General features: G+C 65.2%; 10 protein-coding genes, 1 other RNA gene and 1 pseudogene. 2 read left to right on the top strand and 10 right to left on the bottom strand.

The genetic code is table 11. The features are described from left to right. Nucleotides 1-43: 43 nt before the first annotated feature. The 9 genes and pseudogenes from RDU83_12915 to RDU83_12875 all read right to left on the bottom strand — a co-directional run bounded on the left by RDU83_12915 (nucleotide 44) and on the right by RDU83_12875 (nucleotide 12938). Nucleotides 44-1861, bottom strand: coding sequence for a penicillin-binding protein 2 (locus RDU83_12915; protein ID MDQ7841902.1), 1818 nt, complete (start codon nucleotides 1859-1861; stop codon nucleotides 44-46). Further along, nucleotides 1858-2325: a hypothetical protein gene (locus tag RDU83_12910; GenBank protein MDQ7841901.1), complete on the bottom strand. Its 468-nt coding sequence runs from the start codon at nucleotides 2323-2325 to the stop codon at nucleotides 1858-1860. The genes RDU83_12915 and RDU83_12910 overlap by 4 nt, the downstream gene beginning before the upstream one ends. A gap of 143 nt (nucleotides 2326-2468) precedes the next feature. Next, nucleotides 2469-3407, bottom strand: a pseudogene (gene rsmH / locus RDU83_12905) (16S rRNA (cytosine(1402)-N(4))-methyltransferase RsmH). Continuing rightward, nucleotides 3404-3826 carry a division/cell wall cluster transcriptional repressor MraZ gene (gene mraZ / locus RDU83_12900; protein MDQ7841900.1) on the bottom strand — a complete coding sequence of 141 codons (423 nt, stop codon included), beginning with the start codon at nucleotides 3824-3826 and terminating at the stop codon, nucleotides 3404-3406. Before mraZ ends, rsmH begins: the two are co-directional and overlap by 4 nt. A 221-nt stretch (nucleotides 3827-4047) precedes the next feature. Continuing rightward, nucleotides 4048-4776, bottom strand: a complete 729-nt coding sequence (locus tag RDU83_12895) for a hypothetical protein (GenBank protein MDQ7841899.1) — start codon at nucleotides 4774-4776, stop codon at nucleotides 4048-4050. 76 nt (nucleotides 4777-4852) lie between these two features. Beyond that, nucleotides 4853-8425 carry an AAA family ATPase gene (locus RDU83_12890; protein ID MDQ7841898.1) on the bottom strand — a complete coding sequence of 1191 codons (3573 nt, stop codon included), beginning with the start codon at nucleotides 8423-8425 and terminating at the stop codon, nucleotides 4853-4855. Nucleotides 8426-8520: 95 nt separating this feature from the next. Then, nucleotides 8521-9759 carry an HD-GYP domain-containing protein gene (locus tag RDU83_12885; protein MDQ7841897.1) on the bottom strand — a complete coding sequence of 413 codons (1239 nt, stop codon included), beginning with the start codon at nucleotides 9757-9759 and terminating at the stop codon, nucleotides 8521-8523. Next, on the bottom strand, nucleotides 9756-11060 hold the full coding sequence (locus RDU83_12880) for an HD domain-containing protein (GenBank protein ID MDQ7841896.1): 1305 nt from the start codon (nucleotides 11058-11060) through the stop codon (nucleotides 9756-9758). Before RDU83_12880 ends, RDU83_12885 begins: the two co-directional genes overlap by 4 nt. 300 nt (nucleotides 11061-11360) lie before the next feature. Beyond that, nucleotides 11361-12938 (bottom strand): MFS transporter, encoded by a 1578-nt coding sequence (locus tag RDU83_12875; protein MDQ7841895.1) that lies wholly within the window; start codon nucleotides 12936-12938, stop codon nucleotides 11361-11363. Between the two features lie 104 nt (nucleotides 12939-13042). Between RDU83_12875 and RDU83_12870 the strand changes: the two genes are divergently transcribed. Next, nucleotides 13043-14257 (top strand): DUF1343 domain-containing protein, encoded by a 1215-nt coding sequence (locus tag RDU83_12870; protein MDQ7841894.1) that lies wholly within the window; start codon nucleotides 13043-13045, stop codon nucleotides 14255-14257. Between the two features lies 1 nt (nucleotide 14258). On the opposite strand, the gene rnpB is transcribed toward RDU83_12870, so the two are convergent. Beyond that, nucleotides 14259-14627, bottom strand: an RNA gene (gene rnpB, locus RDU83_12865) — RNase P RNA component class A. Between the two features lie 520 nt (nucleotides 14628-15147). Here rnpB and RDU83_12860 point away from each other — a divergent pair. Beyond that, on the top strand, nucleotides 15148-15873 hold the full coding sequence (locus RDU83_12860) for a 4Fe-4S binding protein (protein MDQ7841893.1): 726 nt from the start codon (nucleotides 15148-15150) through the stop codon (nucleotides 15871-15873). Nucleotides 15874-15882: the final 9 nt, after the last annotated feature.

Here is a 15882-nt window from a genome sequence, read left to right as displayed (position 1 = left end):
CCTCCGCGGAATCTGCGTTCATTATAGCAGGCACCCGAGCGCCCTACGGCGCGGTGCGCGACGGCAGGCGGCCCAGGGCCGCCGGCTCGGATGGAGGCAGACGCAGGTGCCAGAGAACCTGCGTGGCAACGGCCTGGAAGACCGGCGCGGCGACCGTGCCCCCGTACTGCTCGCCCTTCACGCCGTCGAGAATCACCAGCACCGCAAGGCGCGGGTTGTCCGCGGGCACCAGGCCGACAAACGAAGCCACGAACGCGTCCGTCATGTAGCCGCCGCCCGGCGCCGGCTTCTGGGCCGTGCCCGTCTTGCCGGCGATCCGGTATCCCTCGACCCGGGCCAGCGTCCCGGTTCCCTTGTTCACGGCCTCTTCCAACATCGCGAATACCGCTCGGGCAACCTCCGGCGAGGTCGCCCGGCGTCCCGGCTCCGGTACCGCCACCCTGACCAGGCGGCCTTCGGAATCGCGCGCGGCGCGCAACACGTGCGGGCGGACGAGTTGGCCACCGTTGCCCAGGGCCGATGCGGCCACCAGCATCTGCAGGGGCGTCACCGAGATCCCCTGACCGAAGCCGATGGTCTCGAGTCCAGGGCCCAGCCACTGCGCAGGCGGCGGCACCAATCCGGAGAGCTCCCCGGGCAGATCAACTCCGGTGGGCGTGCCGAACCCGAAGCGGCGGATCGCTTCGTGATACCGCTCCTTGCCCAGCCGGGCCGCCACCATGGCCGCACCCACATTCGACGACTGGCGGACGATGTCGCCCAGCGTCTGCCTGGGAAACCTGCGCCCGCGGGCCTCCCGAATGACGTAGCCGCCGGCAACCCGAAGTTCGCCGGTGCTCGCAAACACCTCGCGCGTGGTCACGGCGCCGGCTTCCAGCGCGGCCGCCGCCAGGATGATCTTGAACGTGGATCCCGGTTCGTAGACCGCGGAGATGGCGCGATTGGCCAGCACGGAGTCTTGCGCGCGACCCACGGCGTTGGGATCGTAGCGCGGATGGGCGGCCATCGCCAGCAGCTCGCCCGACCTGGGATCCATGACCAGGACGGTGCCCGAGGTTGCGCCCGTGGAGACCGCCGCCCGATCGAGCTCGCGCTCGGCGATGTGCTGGATCACCTGGTCTATGGTAAGCATCACGTCGGCGCCGGGAGCCGGCTCGCGCACCACGGCGCGCGTATCGAACCGCGGGCGGCCCATGGCGTCCCGCTCGATGCGGGCGGACCCGGGCCGGCCCCGCAGCATCTCCTCAAACGCCAGTTCCGCGCCCTCCAGGCCCTGGTTGTCAACGCCGGCAAAGCCGATCACATGGGAAGCCAGCGTTCCGTTGGGATAGCTGCGTTTGGTTTCGGTGAGGAAGCCGATCTGGTCGCCGAGCCGCATCGCGCGGAGCGCCGCCGTAACCTCGGGCGCGGCACGCCGGGCCAGCCAGGCGAAGTGCCTGTCCGGAGCCAGCTTCCGTGCGAGTTCCGCGGGTCGCTGCCCGACTACCGGCGCGACGGCGCGGATGAATGCCTTGTGGTCCTCGATCTTGGACGGCGTAGCGAAGACCGACTCGGCCGCAACGTTCACGGCCAGCGGCCTGCCCAGGCGGTCCAGCAGGCGGCCGCGGCCGGCCTCGATCTGCACGGTGCCGAGCTGCTGGCGCTCCGCGATCCTGCCCAGTTCAGGGGCCTCCACGATGTGGAGCATGACGAGGCGAAAGCCGACCCCGGCCAGCGCGGTCCACAGCACCGCAAAGAGCACTACCGTGCGCAGCCGGATCATCCGGAGGTGGTCGAGTTCGGCCTCAGCCGCGCGGAGAAAAGACCGCCGCCCGGGGGGTTGACCCCGCCCGGGCGGGCGGCGACGACGCGGGAGGGTCATCTCGGTCGCTCTCGGGCCTCGGCCTCGCTCCTCCCAAGCCACGCCGTGAGCTGGCGCAGGACTCCACGGCGCTCGGCAGGCACCTGGACCTCTGCGATGGCCGGCCCGGCGGTGATGGCGGCGAGCTGGTGATGGCGGGGCGGCGCCATGCCCAGCTCCGTTGTGGCGTAGTGCTCGATACGCTGCGGCGATTTCAGGACCGATGCATACGAGGATAGGCGCGCTTGCTCCGCGCGCAGGTGGGTGAGCTCGCGCTGCAGCCGCAGGATCGTGTACCCCGCCTCTGCGCGGTGCGTGAGCTGCGAAACATATAGCAGAGCGGGCAGGGTAAGAAGAACCGCCACCACCATCGCGCCGGCCATCGGGTGCAACCGAGAGCGACGACGGACCACGGGCTCCCCGCGGGACGACCGCTCAGGGAGCCACACCGGAAAGACTTTCGTGCGTCGGTCGGCGGCGATCATGTGCGCGGCCTCGCCGCAGAACTGGAAGAAGATCGGCGCCGGAAGCCGGGTGCCGGAGGGAGGACGTCAGGCACGACGGAGGGGAGGGTGGTATCAGCGCTGGATTGCCCGGCTCCCGACGCACGCTCGGTCTGGTCGTCTGCGCGCTCTGCCACGCGCATCTTGGCGCTGCGCGAACGGGGGTTGGCCGTAATCTCGCGCAGCGATGGGGTAAGAGGCCGCCGCGTCAGAACGCGCACGAGGCGACGGCCGTCGCAGACGCATTGGGGGCTCCCGGGAGGACAGGTGCAGTCACGGGAGAGGCGGAGATAGGTGTGCTTGACGATGCGGTCTTCCAGGGAGTGGAAGGTGATGACGCAGAGTCGCCCACCCCCCCGGAGAGCCCCCACTGCTTCTGGTAGTGCCTGCTCGAGTGCTTCCAGCTCGCGGTTGGTGGCGATGCGCAGCGCCTGGAAGGTGCGTGTCGCCGGGTGTATGCCCCGAGGCCAGGCGCGTCGCGGTACGGCCGCGCCTACCACGGAGACGAGTTCGTCGGTGGTGCCAAGTGGGCGGCGCTGCACGATCGCCCGCGCGATCCGGCGCGCCCATCGCTCCTCGCCGTACGTCCAAATAATCCCCCGCAGTTCGTCCTCGGGCAGGGAGTTGACCAGATCGGCGGCGCTGCGCGGCTGTGTCCGGTCCATCCGCATGTCGAGGGGACCCGGATGGGTGAAGCTGAACCCGCGGAGGGGTTCTTCCAGTTGCAGCGACGAGGCTCCCAGGTCCATCACGATGCCGTCTACCGCCTCGAGTCCGGCTTCCGCCACGACAGCGCGGATCGCCGAGTAGTTCGCGTGCCGCAGTACAACCGAATCTCCGTACCGAGCCAGCCGCCGTTCCGCAACCGCCAGCGCCTCGGCGTCGCGGTCTATCCCTATCAGCCGCCCAGAGGGGGCGATCCGCTCCAGAATCGCCTCCGCGTGCCCGCCGGCGCCCACCGTGGCGTCAACGTACGTGCCGCCGGGCCGTGGTTCCAACCAGGCCAACACCTCGTCGAGCATCACCGGGATGTGCCCGGCGGCTTCTTCCTGGGATCCGGCTATATTCGCAGCTCCTCGATCTGCTCCGCGATCTGCGGAGCCGACAGCTTCGCCTTCTCGATGTACGACTGCCAGCCGGCGTAGTTCCATATCTCGATCCGGCTGATCAGACCCACCACCACCACCTCGCGCTCGATCCCGGCATGCTGCCGCAGGTGAAGCGGCAGGGTTATCCTGCCCTGGCGGTCAAGATCTATGTCCACGGCGCCGGCAAGCAGATAGCGCATCACGTCGCGCTGCTTGGTGGAAAGCTTCAGCAAAGCGTCCGCGACCTTGGACCATTCCGCGGGCGAGTACACGCTGATGCAGGGATCCAATCCGCGGGTGGCTACGACCTGATCGCCCAGGACGCGCCGGAATCTGGGGGGGATGACAACCCTCCCCTTCTCGTCCAGCGCGTACTGGAACTCACCCTTGAGCATCCCCACAACTCCCCACTCTGACCCACGCTATTCTCCATGTTCCCACAAACTCCTTCTTGTAGACCTGCAATTTGGAAAAGATTTTGGGAGGCCGGCGGCCAGAAGCCCCACGGGGTGCGGTCTCTGGCTTTCACTGCCGGCGAGGGGGACAGATATGGTGGCGGGGAGCCGCCGATCCCCCACATCTTGTGGGAAGGCGGCCAGATGCGCGAGGTCCGGGACTACGGCCGTGGCGAGGGAGGTTTCCGCCTTACGCGTGGAGTGCGCGCAAGAACGCCTCGGTCCAGCACCTTATCGCCCAAGACCGCGCCCAGGCAGTCGCGTAGGTCCAGGGCCTCTTCGATTTGCCGTCGCAAGGACCGCGCCCCAGGCTCAGCCGCGAGATCAGGCGATGCGTGCGTGACCAGCATCATGCCGCCATCCGGCAGGATCTCGACGATGAACGCCATTGAAGTAAGCAGGCGGGCAGGACCGAGCCGGGCCACGATCTCGGGACCGAAGAAGTTGGCCCAACCCAGGTAGGTTAGATCAGGAGGATCATCCACTCCTGCCGTGCCCCACGGAGCTTCCAGGAACAGATAGAGACCCTTGCACACGCCGAGTACCTGCTCGATATCCTTGCTCGTCACCAACGCCTCGCGCGGCATTGTCAGCGTGACCATGCTGGGGCGAGATCTGGGAACCTCGCTCACTGAGAGGGTCAGCACCGGCCGCATGAGCCCTTCGGAGACACGCAGGAACGTGCTCTGGGTGCCCCCCTCCTCCGCGTCGTCCAGCAGCCGGACCGGCCTTGCGGGTATGATCCGCCGCAGGCTGTCTTCCGGCAGGCGGCGCACAAGATGAGGCTCATAGGCCCCTCCCTGAGCCACGAGCGTGTCCAGAATCGCCCTCACGGTCCCCGACCGGAAAGGATGGTCTACCAGGAAGCGCGCGACAACCTGCCCTTCCATGTTCCTCACCCCTGTGTTTGAGTCGCCGCCACTCAGGATGAGTCGGATGGTAAGGGGAGCCTCTCTCGCCGGGCTCTCACGAGGCGAGCGTGGGGGCGGGCGGCTCGCAGGCATGCCCGTGGCGCTCCCAGGCCTCCTGGATCTCCCGGTTGAGGGGGACATCCCTTCTGAGACGCACCTGCTGGGCCGGCGAAAGCGTCGCGGCCTGGGCGTCTATGAACTCCACGGCCCTGCGCAGGAACGGCAGCCGAAGTTCAAGGTTGAACTCCGCCAGGATGCGGAAGTGGTGCCAGAAGATGCGCTGGGGCTGGAGATTGGCGTGGCCAATCTCGGCAAGGAGCCCAAGCGCCTCGTTGGAGGTGGCAATCGCGCGGTCAGCATCTCTGAGCCCGGCATAGGCCAGCGCGAGATAGCTGAGGGTGTCCGGAAGCATGAGCCGCTCGCCGACGCGGGCCTGAATGTCTCGCGCCTGCTCCAGACCTGCAACGGCCTGTGCGTGGTTTCCGCGGTGGAGCGCGATGATGCCGCGCTTGGCAAGGGACTCGAGGAAGGGGCCGTAGGGGTCTCCTGAATGACCCTCGAGATCGAAGAGCCGTAGAACCTCGTTCACCAAGCCAGCCGCCGCATCCGCGTTGTGGTGATCTAGGTGCAGTTGGGCCTGCGAATCCTTGCAGACGGCGATCAGGAGACGGTTACCCGCGGTAATGGACAGTTCCAGCGCCCTCTTGGAAGCGTCCCATGCCCAGCGGTAGTTCCCTATCAGGCGCCCTACGCTGTTGGCGATTTCGTTGCGGCAGGCCATGACGGTGCGGGAGTGTCCGGTGGTCTGACCGGATACGCGTGCTTTCCTAAGTCTCCGGACAGCATTGCCCAGACTCGCCTCCAAGGCATCCAGGGTAGCGAGCTGCAACGTGACCCTGGCGGCGGTAGTGGGGTCATGGATCTCCTCCGCGAACCGTAGGCCTTCGAGCAGGTTCGCGCGCGACGCGGTTAAGTTCCCAGTCCACTTGAGAACAACTGCCTCCGTCATCGAGACAAATCGGGCCTCGCTGCTATCGCCCGATTCAGCCGAAATGCTCCTTGCAGACTGAAGGCACGCAGAGGCAGACGCGTAGTTCCCGGTCTTCGCGTGGACGGTCGCCGCCTGCCTCAGGATTGCAATCCGGAGCGGGGCATTGGCATTGCCCGTCCGCCTCAGGGCCAGTTGGGAGACTGCGAGCGACCGCCTGTGACGCCCGGCCCTGTTCAGCATCCAAGCCAGGACGCGAAGCGCCTGTGCCTCATCGCCCGTGTCGCGCGCAGCGCGCGAATTGACCCATGCCCGACGCGCAAGACCGGCCGCCAGGTCGAACCTGCCGAAGTGCTCCTGGAGTTGTGCACTGCGCGTCAGCCAAACCGACAGAAGCCTGGGGTTAGGATGCCTGCGGCAAAGCGCACCCATTCGACCCAGAAGCACCACCCGATCCTCAGGCCTTCCCAGCATTTCGAGGACCTCATCGGTCTTGGCCAGGAGCAGTGCCTCGTCAAGGATCTTCTCCCCAGAACCCCTGGTGATATCCCTACGAACGCATGCAATGGAAGCCTTGTAGGCCTGAACGGCCTCCTCGTACGCGTAGAAACCCCTCGCCCGGTCGCCGGCCTGAACCCAGGATGCCGCCGCGGAGTTCCACTGACCGGCGGAATGCTGGTGCCACGCGAGGCGATGCATCGGAATATCGGGCCATTGCATCAATACCGTCGCCGCCCGGCTGTGGTACATGCGTCGCAGGTGGGCGGGAAGGCTCTCATAGCAAATCGCGCGTATCTTGTCGTGTGAGAAGTGGTAGCCTGTGTTCTCACGCTGGAAGATCCCGTGTTTCAGCAGACACCCAACGCTTCTTGACAGCCGGTTCCTGCTGCCCTTGTTGACCATGGCAAGGAGTTCCTCATCGAAACTCCTCCCCAGAACAGATGCCATCTCTGCTACCTGGCGAGCCGTGGGGTCAAGAAGGATCAGCCGCTGCTGAATCGCGGTGCGTACACCGTCGGGAATCGCCATCTCAGTCCTTAAGGGGCTTTCGGGCTCTAGCCCTGGAAAACGGCCTGGAAGTGGTTCACGCGGTTGCTGCTGGAGCAGCCGGAGTGTCTCAATCACGAACAAGGGGTTCCCTTCAGACTCGGCAAAGATGCGCGCCACCAGGTCCGCTGACAGGGAGTGCCCTTCGAGCAGTGCCCGAATGAGTTCCCCTGTCTCCACCTCCGACAGTGGGCCCAAGCGGAGCATTGCTGTACAGTGACGCGCGAGTCTTTCCAAGATCGAGTCGTGCACCGGACGGGTTCCCACAGGACGAGCGGTCAGGAGAGCGACTATCCGCATGTGCTTGATACGCTCCAGTAGATGCGCGAGGAAGTCCACCGTTCCTGTGTCGGCCCATTGAAGGTCCTCGATCATAACCAGCACAGGGCGCTTCCGACTTGCCTCCTCCAGTGGGGCCTGAAGCCAGTTGAACAGCCGAAGCTTGCCATGAGGCCCGGGGGATGGATCGCCCGTGCTTCCTGCCGGATCATCAAAGGATGATGTGGGACGCACACTGCCGTCTCGGCCAACAAACCGCGAAACGTCGTCGCTATCGAGAAATGCGCTGAGCGCGTCGAGTACCGGCTGGTACGGAACCGGCTCATTGAACTCGATGCTGCGCCCTCGAAGGGCAGCCCCGCCTCGCGCGGCCCACTCCTCCGCCACCCATTCGGCGAACCTGGACTTCCCTATGCCTGCCTCGCCTGCAAGCAGGAGCCCTCCTCCACTGCCGGCTACTGCGGCATCTAGGAGGGCAGCGGCGACCTGGCGTTCGTCACTCCTGCCCATCAGGGGCGCTCTGTCAGGCTGAATGGCCGGCGCTGCCGGAATCCGCGCATCGCCACCGATGCCGACATGCGTGGGGCGCCTCATCTCTTCAAGCAGCGATATCGTTTCCGCATCTGGCTCCACGCCCAGTTCAGATCTGGCAAGGCGGGCGAAGCGCCTGAACTGGCTTGCAGCAGCCGGCTTGTCGCCGGCCCGAATGAGAAGCTTCATGAGGCTGCGCTGTGCCGGCTCGTTGAACGGGTCGGCCTCTGCGGCCCGGCGCGCGTACTCAACCGCAAGGTCCTGCCGCCCCCGACGGGCAAACCCCTCGGCCAAAGCCTGAAGCGAGGAAACAAGGCACTGCTTCAGGCTCTCTCTTTCAAGCTGGCACCACTCGACATCCCAATCCTCCAGCAGGTCCCCTTTGTAGTGCCGGAGGGCGTCGATCGTTCGGGAAAGGTGCTCCAGCCCGGCTTCGGTCTGACCGGGTCGCAGCACACCTTGTCGGAACTGCTCGACATCTATGTCGCACAAGTCCATGTTGAGCCCCACTGACGTGGCCGTCGCCACGAGCACGTCTGTTGGAAGGCCATGAGATCCCAGTACGCCCCTGAGGCGCCATGCCACCGTGCTGAGATTGGCTCTGGCCCGTTCCTCTGGCAGATCCGGCCAAAGGGCGCCGGCTGCGCGCGTTCTGGGGATGGCCCGTCCACCCGTAAGTGCAAGGTAGGCGAGCAACTGGGCGGGTCTGGCTTTGAGATCAACTGGGCCTGTCTTCGAGACGACCGCGAAGCGGCCCAGGAGGTGGATCTCCAGCTTCGCCATGAGTCACCATCCTGCCATGTGCGGATCTCCGGACCGATTTGCAGGCGTTGCTGGTTGAGACCGCGTGAAGTGGGGTGTGATGAGCGCCGTGATGTCTACAGAAGAGCCACTATTCGCCGCAACGCGTCTACAGCGGTTCGGTCGAACTGCGTACCAGCGTTCTGCTGCAGTATGGCGACGGTTTCGGCCCGACCGACGCCCTTCCGATACGGCCTGTCCGTGGTCAGCGCATCGAATGCATCGGCGACAAGGATGATCCGGGAGCCCACCGGAATCTGTTCTCCTGCCAGTCCGTCGGGATACCCGGCCCCGTCCCATCGCTCATGATGGTGGCGCACCATCTCCGCCGACTCGCCTAGGATGTTCAGAGACTCGATGATGTTCGCGCTCACGGATGAATGATGCATCATGGTTACGTGCTCGTCGGGCGTGAGCTTCCCCGGCTTCCTGATGATGCGCCCGCTGATACCGATCTTCCCAATGTCGTGCATGAGCGCACCAATCCGGACGCGCTCAACCTCAGCCTCCGGCAGATCCATCTCCCTCGCGATGCGGACCGCATACCGCGCCACGTTCTGGGAGTGGTTTGACGTGTACGGATCCTTGAGGTCAACGGCCTGCGCCATCACCTGCAGGCTTGTGAGCAGAACGCCGCCCTGGTCTCCCAGGAGCTTCCACGGATAGTAGGCTTCGATGAGAACAATGGAGGCGATGCCCATGACGACCAGGCCGAAACTCGCCTGGATGTAGCTCAGGAAGATGGCCGCGACGGACAGCGACATCACGTGCGTCCACCCGTTCCGGAGCAAGTGTCGAAGAACCGACCTGAATCGCATGCCTTCCCTGAGGTTGAGGTCAAGCGCTTGAAGAGGGATCTGCATGCACCAGAAGGTGAGTATGCTACCGACGCGCGCAGCCAGTTCGACGGTCTCAGTGTGACCCCACTGCCGTCCCAATCCCCATCCGAGGCCTGCGTAGGCCAGATACCCGACCCAGAAGCCAAGTGCTTCCCCCCCGGCCTGAGACAGGGCACCGCCCACCGGGAGTCTTCGCGCAGGAACCGCCACCAGCAGGATGGGCAGCAATCCCGCAAGCATGAGAAGGGCCGGCCCACCTATCCACAGTCCCACAAAGGCCGCGACCGGCCTCAGCGTGAACACACCCTGAGGACCGAGCCGCACGGCGAGCCACTCACCGACACCCGCCATCAAGACGAGAACGATCATCGGCAGCAGGTCGGACCGGTGAACCGTTGAGAAACCAAGGCCCAGAGAGAAAGCTGCGACCAGCACCAGTGCTGACCTGATACCAATCAATCGGCCGGTGGTCCTCATCTGACCGGGGTCTCCCCTAGCCGTGGCGCTTCCTGCGCGAACTGGTCGCCCAAGCCTACGTCGCTAAAGGAGAAAAGGCCCTTCTCGACGAGCCGGATGAAGGCGTCTGCAACCTCAGGGTCAAAGGCGGCTCCCTTTTCTCTCTCGACACTGAGCGTAATTGCGTCCAGGGGAGCAGTCCCTACAAACGGATGGATCCCGGACGCCATGCTGTCAACCACCTCGGCCAGGGCGATGATTCGAGCGCCCAGGGGAATCGCCTCGCCCTGCAGGCCCCTGGGGTATCCTGCGCCGTCGAATCTCTCGTGGTGGCAGAGGATCATCGTGGCGATCTCTCTGCGGGGCAGCTCTTTCGCCACCTGAGCGCCGATCAGCACGTGGTCCCGCAGGCCCTCGGCGTCCTCAGGGGCCAGAACGGGCCGGTCCAGCAACTCGTCCTTGCCGATCATGCCAACGTCGTGCATGAGGGCCGCGAACTGGACCGACTCTACCGCGGTCTCACTCAGCCGCATCTCGCGCGCGATAGAGACGGCGAGTTCGGCCACCCGTTTGGCATGGCCTCTACCGAGAGGGAAGTTCACGTCCGTTGCTACGACGAGGCCGTCAACGATCTGGGCGTAGAGCTGGCGGCGCTTGACGTAGAGGCCGATAGCCAGTCGCTGTAGAGGAAACAGCGCAAGGTACACCAGGACAACTGCATAGTGAACCTCGCTGTAGAGAATGGCCAGGAGAATCGCCGTAGGAATGCTCAGAAGATTCGGCCAGAAGAGATCACGCGTGTTGCTAAACCATGTACTGAGGAAAGGTGTTCCTCTCCACCTACTCAAGCCATATGCCACGAAGAAGTTGTTCGCGACTTGGTGAGCCAGAGGAGCTGCCGCCAGGGCCAGATAGGTTGAGGCCAGTTCGATCTTCCCGGGCTCGCCACCCAACAGCCGGAACACGTACGCCCCCGCAGCAACGCTAAGGGCGATCTGGCAGCCGTTGAAGATAGCGCGCCACGGAATCCAGCCTCGCGACAGGGAGTAAGCTATGGTCCTTCCCACTCCTACAACAAGAACCGCCGTTGGGGGGTTGAACACGTATACTGCGAGGTAGGATAGTACTATGCTTGGTGTGAGTGAGCCCCCGCGTGGGTCCGGAATGCGGACCGAAAAGGCAAAGATCATCAGACCGAGAAACAGGAGCAGGCGTGGCCAGTCATCCCACGGGACCTGATCGGCAAGCAGAACCACCACTGCCGTCGCCGAGGCAATGACTATCGGCACGAAGAGCCGAACCTCTCGGGTTATCGTCTGCATAGGGTCCGGGAAATGAAGAACCAGACCGACAGCTTACAGTTCCCTATCAGCGCCGAGCAACAGTCCCCGAGCAATCGCATTGCCAATTGCGCGAACGAACTTCACCTGGTCTCCTAAGTAGCACTGCTGCGCCGCGCTCTGCTGCCCTCGGAGAAAGACAGGTGGCCCTCTGCCTGCAGTCTGCAAGGCTTCAGTGAGGGCTCAGTATTCGCTTTGCGACGTGGAGTGTCGCGCTTGCTATGCTGTCGGTCCGGTAGACGCTTCTATTCGCCTCCTTCCCTGGTTTTCCTTCTGCCCCGTCTAGGAAGCCGGCCCTGACCCCCGGCGCTCCCGCTCCTCCATCATTGGCTTCAGACGCTGTGCGGCGGCGCGCACCAGGCCGGCCCCACCGATGGCCCCGGCAACGGCGGCCGCGATCCCCAGCGCCTGGACGGGCATGGTGACCAGCAGCGCGACCCACCCCACGCCGATAATGAGCAGAGACGCTGCGTTCAGCCACCGCTGCTCCGCGACCACGAACTCGGAGTCGGTGTGGGCTTCGAGGTAGTGCATGACGAGTCCGGGGGGGCCGGCGGTGGCGGGCCGGCGGACGACGACGCCTTCCCCTGGAGGCGGCGCTGTCGGGGACCGATACCGCCACAGCTCCGGGAACTTAATGGTGGCCGCCAGGGTGCCTACAAAGGAGACACCGGCCATCATCAGGATCGCCAGCCTCACGCCGATCACATCCGCCAGCCACCCGAATCCCAGGAGGGCTATTAACCGTATGAGCGCCACCATGACCTGCCGCGTGGTGATCACGCGTCCGATCTTGTCTGGTGGCGTGTGCTCCATCAAGATGGTCGAAACGTTCACGAAGAGCAGCATGTTGGCGAAGCCGACCCAGAACCCAGTCACGAGGAGCACTCCATAGTTGGGGCTCAGTCCCATCACGCCGGCGGCCGCCGCCCACAGGAGATAAGCGAACACGATCGCGTAACCTTTGGGGAACCGGCCGCCGTACCAGCCCATCAGCAGCGCCGATCCGATGAAACCGACCCCCCAGATGCTTTGGAACCAGCCAAACTGGTCGTCGGTGATGCCGAGCACGCCCTTGGCCAGCGGTGTCTGAAGCGAATTCAATCCGGCGACCCAGAACCCGGCCAGGAGAAACCCCAGCAGGGCAACCTGCACCCGGTCTCCCCGGATGTACCTCAGGCCCTCCCGGATGGACCGCAGCGTTCCCGGACGGCCTGCGGTCCGCGCATCGCCCGCGCTCGGCTGCGGCCTTGGAAGTGACAGCCCCGAAACGAACAGGGCCGACACGAGAAAGGTAGCCGCATCTATGTACATGGCCGAGGCGTACCCGAACTTCGCCACCACCAGCCCGGCCAGCGCAGGCCCGAACACCTCTGTGCTCGAGTCCATGGAGGCAAAGAAGGCGTTCGCCTGCAGCAGCCGCGGCTTGGGCACCGACTGGGGGATCGCGGCGAACATCGCCGGCCTGAAGAACGCGGACGCCGCCGAGATAAGGAACAGGTCGAGGTACACCCAAGTCATTCCCTGCTGCATGAGCCATGGAATGGCGGCAACAAGGCCGGCGCGCACCAGGTCGGCCGCGATCAGGATCCTGCGACGGTCATAACGATCAACCACGGTTCCGGCATAGAACCCGACCAGCGCCGGCGCGACCAATAGCGCGGTGATCGCGTAGGAGACCGAGAGCGCCGATCCTGTCTGCGCGTATACCCAGAGGGAAATGGCCACCCAGTGGAACCGGTCTCCCACCTGGGAGATGAGCTGACCGGTCCACAGCAGCCCGTAGTTGCGGTGGCGTATGAGCGCCAGGAACCCGCCCCGGGACTCCTCGCTGCTAGGGGGTGCCGTGGTCGTGGACAAAGGTCCGCCCCTGAGGTGGCGGACTGCCGGCACAGCCCACCGGTGTTGGGTCGGGTGGCCGTCGCCAAGGAATCGGCTCCCCGGACCCGAACTCTAGGACGACCATGCGCAAACACGCGGCCGTCCTCTTGATCCTGCTGCTCCTACCAGTCGCTCCCTACTACACCGGGCGCACCGAAGCGCAGCCGGGGGGCCTGACGCGGCCCGGCGTGGATGTTCTCCTGGAGGCGCCGGGGCTCCTGCAGGGACGCCGCATCGGACTCGTAACGCACGCCGCCGGCCTGACAAGCAGCGGAGAGACGACCTCGAGCGCGATCCTGCGGGACCCGCGTTTTGTCGTCGGCGCCCTGTTCGCCCCGGAGCACGGGGTCTCCGGAACGATTCCGGCCGGCCACTCGGTCCCGGACCTTGCCGGCCGCGTGCCGGTCTACAGTCTCTACAACGCCACGCGCCGGCCCACGCCCGAGATGATGGCAGTCATAGATACCTTCGTGATTGATCTTCAAGATGTCGGAGCGCGCGCCTACACCTACGCCTCCACGATGGCGTTGGTGCTGCAGGCGGCGCGTGAAGCGGGCAAGCCGGTGGTGGTCCTCGACCGGCCTAATCCACAGGGAGGCCTGCAGCTCGACGGGCCGGTGCTGGAGCCCGCCTACAGGTCGTTCATCGGCATGTACCCGATACCGCTGGTGCACGGCATGACGATGGGAGAGTTGGCCCAACTCTTCAACTGGATGTTCGAGATCAACGCGCAGCTCACCGTGGTGCCGATGCGCGGCTGGTCGCGCCGCACGGTCTGGGGAGAGACCGGATTGCCCTGGGTGCGGCCGTCGCCCAATATCCCGACGATGACAACCCCGTTCTACTACGGGGCCACTGGCGTTCTGGACGGCACGAACCTATCCGCCGGCATCGGCACCCCGCACCCCTTTGAGGTCGTGATCAGCCCCTGGCTGAATGCCGGACGGCTGGCAGCGCGGCTGAACGCCGTTGGGTTGAGCGGTGTCGTGTTTGAACCCTATGAGTTCGTGCGGGGCGAGAGCGCGCTCCGGGGGGTACGCCTGGTGCTGACCGATCCGCTCCGCTTCAAGCCGGCGACCACCGCGGTCCACATCCTCTACGAGATCCGGCGGCTCCACGGCCCGACGCTACAGTTCATCCCGCGGGGCGGCCGGTACATGTTCGACTTCGTATGGGGAACCAGCAGCGTGCGCAAGGCCATCCTGAGGGGTGCTCCGGCGACGGCGATCGCCGCGCGCTGGGAGCCTGAGCTGCGACGGTTCCAAATGCTGCGGAGCCCGTACCTAATCTATCCTTAGTCGAGGGAGCAGGCCTGTAAGCCGGGTTCTGTGCGCCGGGATACCTCGCGGTACCTCGGCGCGGCTGTCATCTCTCTGGGATCACCGGTTACCCGGGACCTCAAGCGGCCTACCCGGGGATCAGCGGGCCGCCTCATCTCCCCCTATATGGCCTTGCTCCGGGTGGGGTTTGCCTGGCCGACCTGTTACCAGGCCGCCGGCGGGCTCTTGCCCCGCCGTTTCACCCTTACCCGACGGATGTAGCCGTCAGGCGGTATGTTTCTGTGGCACTATCCCTGGGGTCGCCCCCGCCGGGGATTACCCGGCACCCTGCCCTGCGGAGCCCGGACTTTCCTCGACGCTCACGCGCCGCGACCGCCCGGCCTGCTCCCGGCTCGATGGTAGCACCGGGCCGGGGAGAGGGTCAAATCGGTGCGGCGCGCTGAGACTGTCAAGCCCAGGGTAGCACTTCCCTTGGCCTATGATGTTGGTGTTCGACTCGTTAGCCTCCCTTGGTGATCATCGGCGTGTGCCTAGCCTCACACTGCAGGGGCCGGCTCGCCTGGCCCCTGCTCACGTCCAGCCTCCTCTCAGGCGGGCCGTGCCACTGCTTGAACGCCATCGTGATTCCTCCTAATCCGTCGTGGTCAGCTGCCCAGCTGAGGTCAACTCCGAACCTGCTTTCCTAGACTTCTTCGGGGCGGCCCGCAGGCCTCCAACCAGCCAGCAACAGGGTGAGTCCTGAGCAAGGGTTGAGCCACTCATTGGAGAGGACATCAAGGAATCCTGCGACAGATGTGGCGGTGGTAGAACTGCGCGTCGTGAAGGAGATTTGCGCGTCGCTGGCGTAAACTCCCTGGCACGAGTTGTGTCCGCAATCATTCCCAGCGAGGTTGGAGGCATACCCATTCATGCTGGTTTCCCGGGAACTCTGCAACGGCTGCGAGGCGTGCATCCCCTATTGCCCCGTGGGAGCGGTTTCCCTTGATCGGGAGGGGTTGGCTGCCATCGACCAGGACGCGTGCGTGGAGTGCGGCATCTGCTATCGCTCCGGCGTGTGCCCCGTGGACGCGCTGGTGATGCAGGAACTTGAGTGGCCCCGCATACTTCGCTCGCAGTTCTCAGACCCCGTCGTGGAGCATCCAGGAACCGGGATACTGGGCCGGGGCACAGAGGAGATCAAGACCAACGAGGTCACGGGGCGGTTCCGCCGGGGACGCGTCGGCATGGCGGTTGAGATGGGCCGCCCCGGGGTTGGCTCCTCGTTTCGTGAGGTAGAGATTGTGACCATCGCACTCGCCAGGGAGGGTGCGTGCTTCGAGCCCATGAACCCGGTCACCCAGCTCATGAAGGACGCCTCCACCGGGAAGCTGCGCGACGACATCCTGGACGAGCGGGTGCTCTCGGCCATCATAGAGATGGAGATGCCCCAGGATAGGCTGCCCCAGGTGCTGAGGGCGGCGAGAGAGGCGGCCGCAGGGCTGGAGACGGTGTTCAGCCTTGGCGTAGCGCTGCGGGTGAGACCGGAGAACTTGGAGTGGGTGCTGGCCACCTGTGGGGCGATGGGCTTCAATGTGCTTCCAAACGGCAAGACCAACGTAGGCCTGGGCTTTCCACTATTCCCTGAGGAGGATTGAACGACGACA

The organism is bacterium (assembly GCA_031082185.1).
GTDB lineage: Bacteria > Sysuimicrobiota > Sysuimicrobiia > Sysuimicrobiales > Humicultoraceae > VGFA01.
Note: the sequence above shows the minus strand (reverse complement) of the source record. Positions and strands in the feature narration are given on the sequence as shown.

Coding starts and splice junctions, on each gene's coding strand:
- RDU83_12915 (MDQ7841902.1), bottom strand. CDS start 1,861: ATGACCCTCCCGCGTCGTCGCCGCCCGCCCGGGCGGGGTCAACCCCCC.
- RDU83_12910 (MDQ7841901.1), bottom strand. CDS start 2,325: ATGATCGCCGCCGACCGACGCACGAAAGTCTTTCCGGTGTGGCTCCCT.
- mraZ (MDQ7841900.1), bottom strand. CDS start 3,826: ATGCTCAAGGGTGAGTTCCAGTACGCGCTGGACGAGAAGGGGAGGGTT.
- RDU83_12895 (MDQ7841899.1), bottom strand. CDS start 4,776: ATGGAAGGGCAGGTTGTCGCGCGCTTCCTGGTAGACCATCCTTTCCGG.
- RDU83_12890 (MDQ7841898.1), bottom strand. CDS start 8,425: ATGGCGAAGCTGGAGATCCACCTCCTGGGCCGCTTCGCGGTCGTCTCG.
- RDU83_12885 (MDQ7841897.1), bottom strand. CDS start 9,759: ATGAGGACCACCGGCCGATTGATTGGTATCAGGTCAGCACTGGTGCTG.
- RDU83_12880 (MDQ7841896.1), bottom strand. CDS start 11,060: ATGCAGACGATAACCCGAGAGGTTCGGCTCTTCGTGCCGATAGTCATT.
- RDU83_12870 (MDQ7841894.1), top strand. CDS start 13,043: ATGCGCAAACACGCGGCCGTCCTCTTGATCCTGCTGCTCCTACCAGTC.
- RDU83_12860 (MDQ7841893.1), top strand. CDS start 15,148: ATGCTGGTTTCCCGGGAACTCTGCAACGGCTGCGAGGCGTGCATCCCC.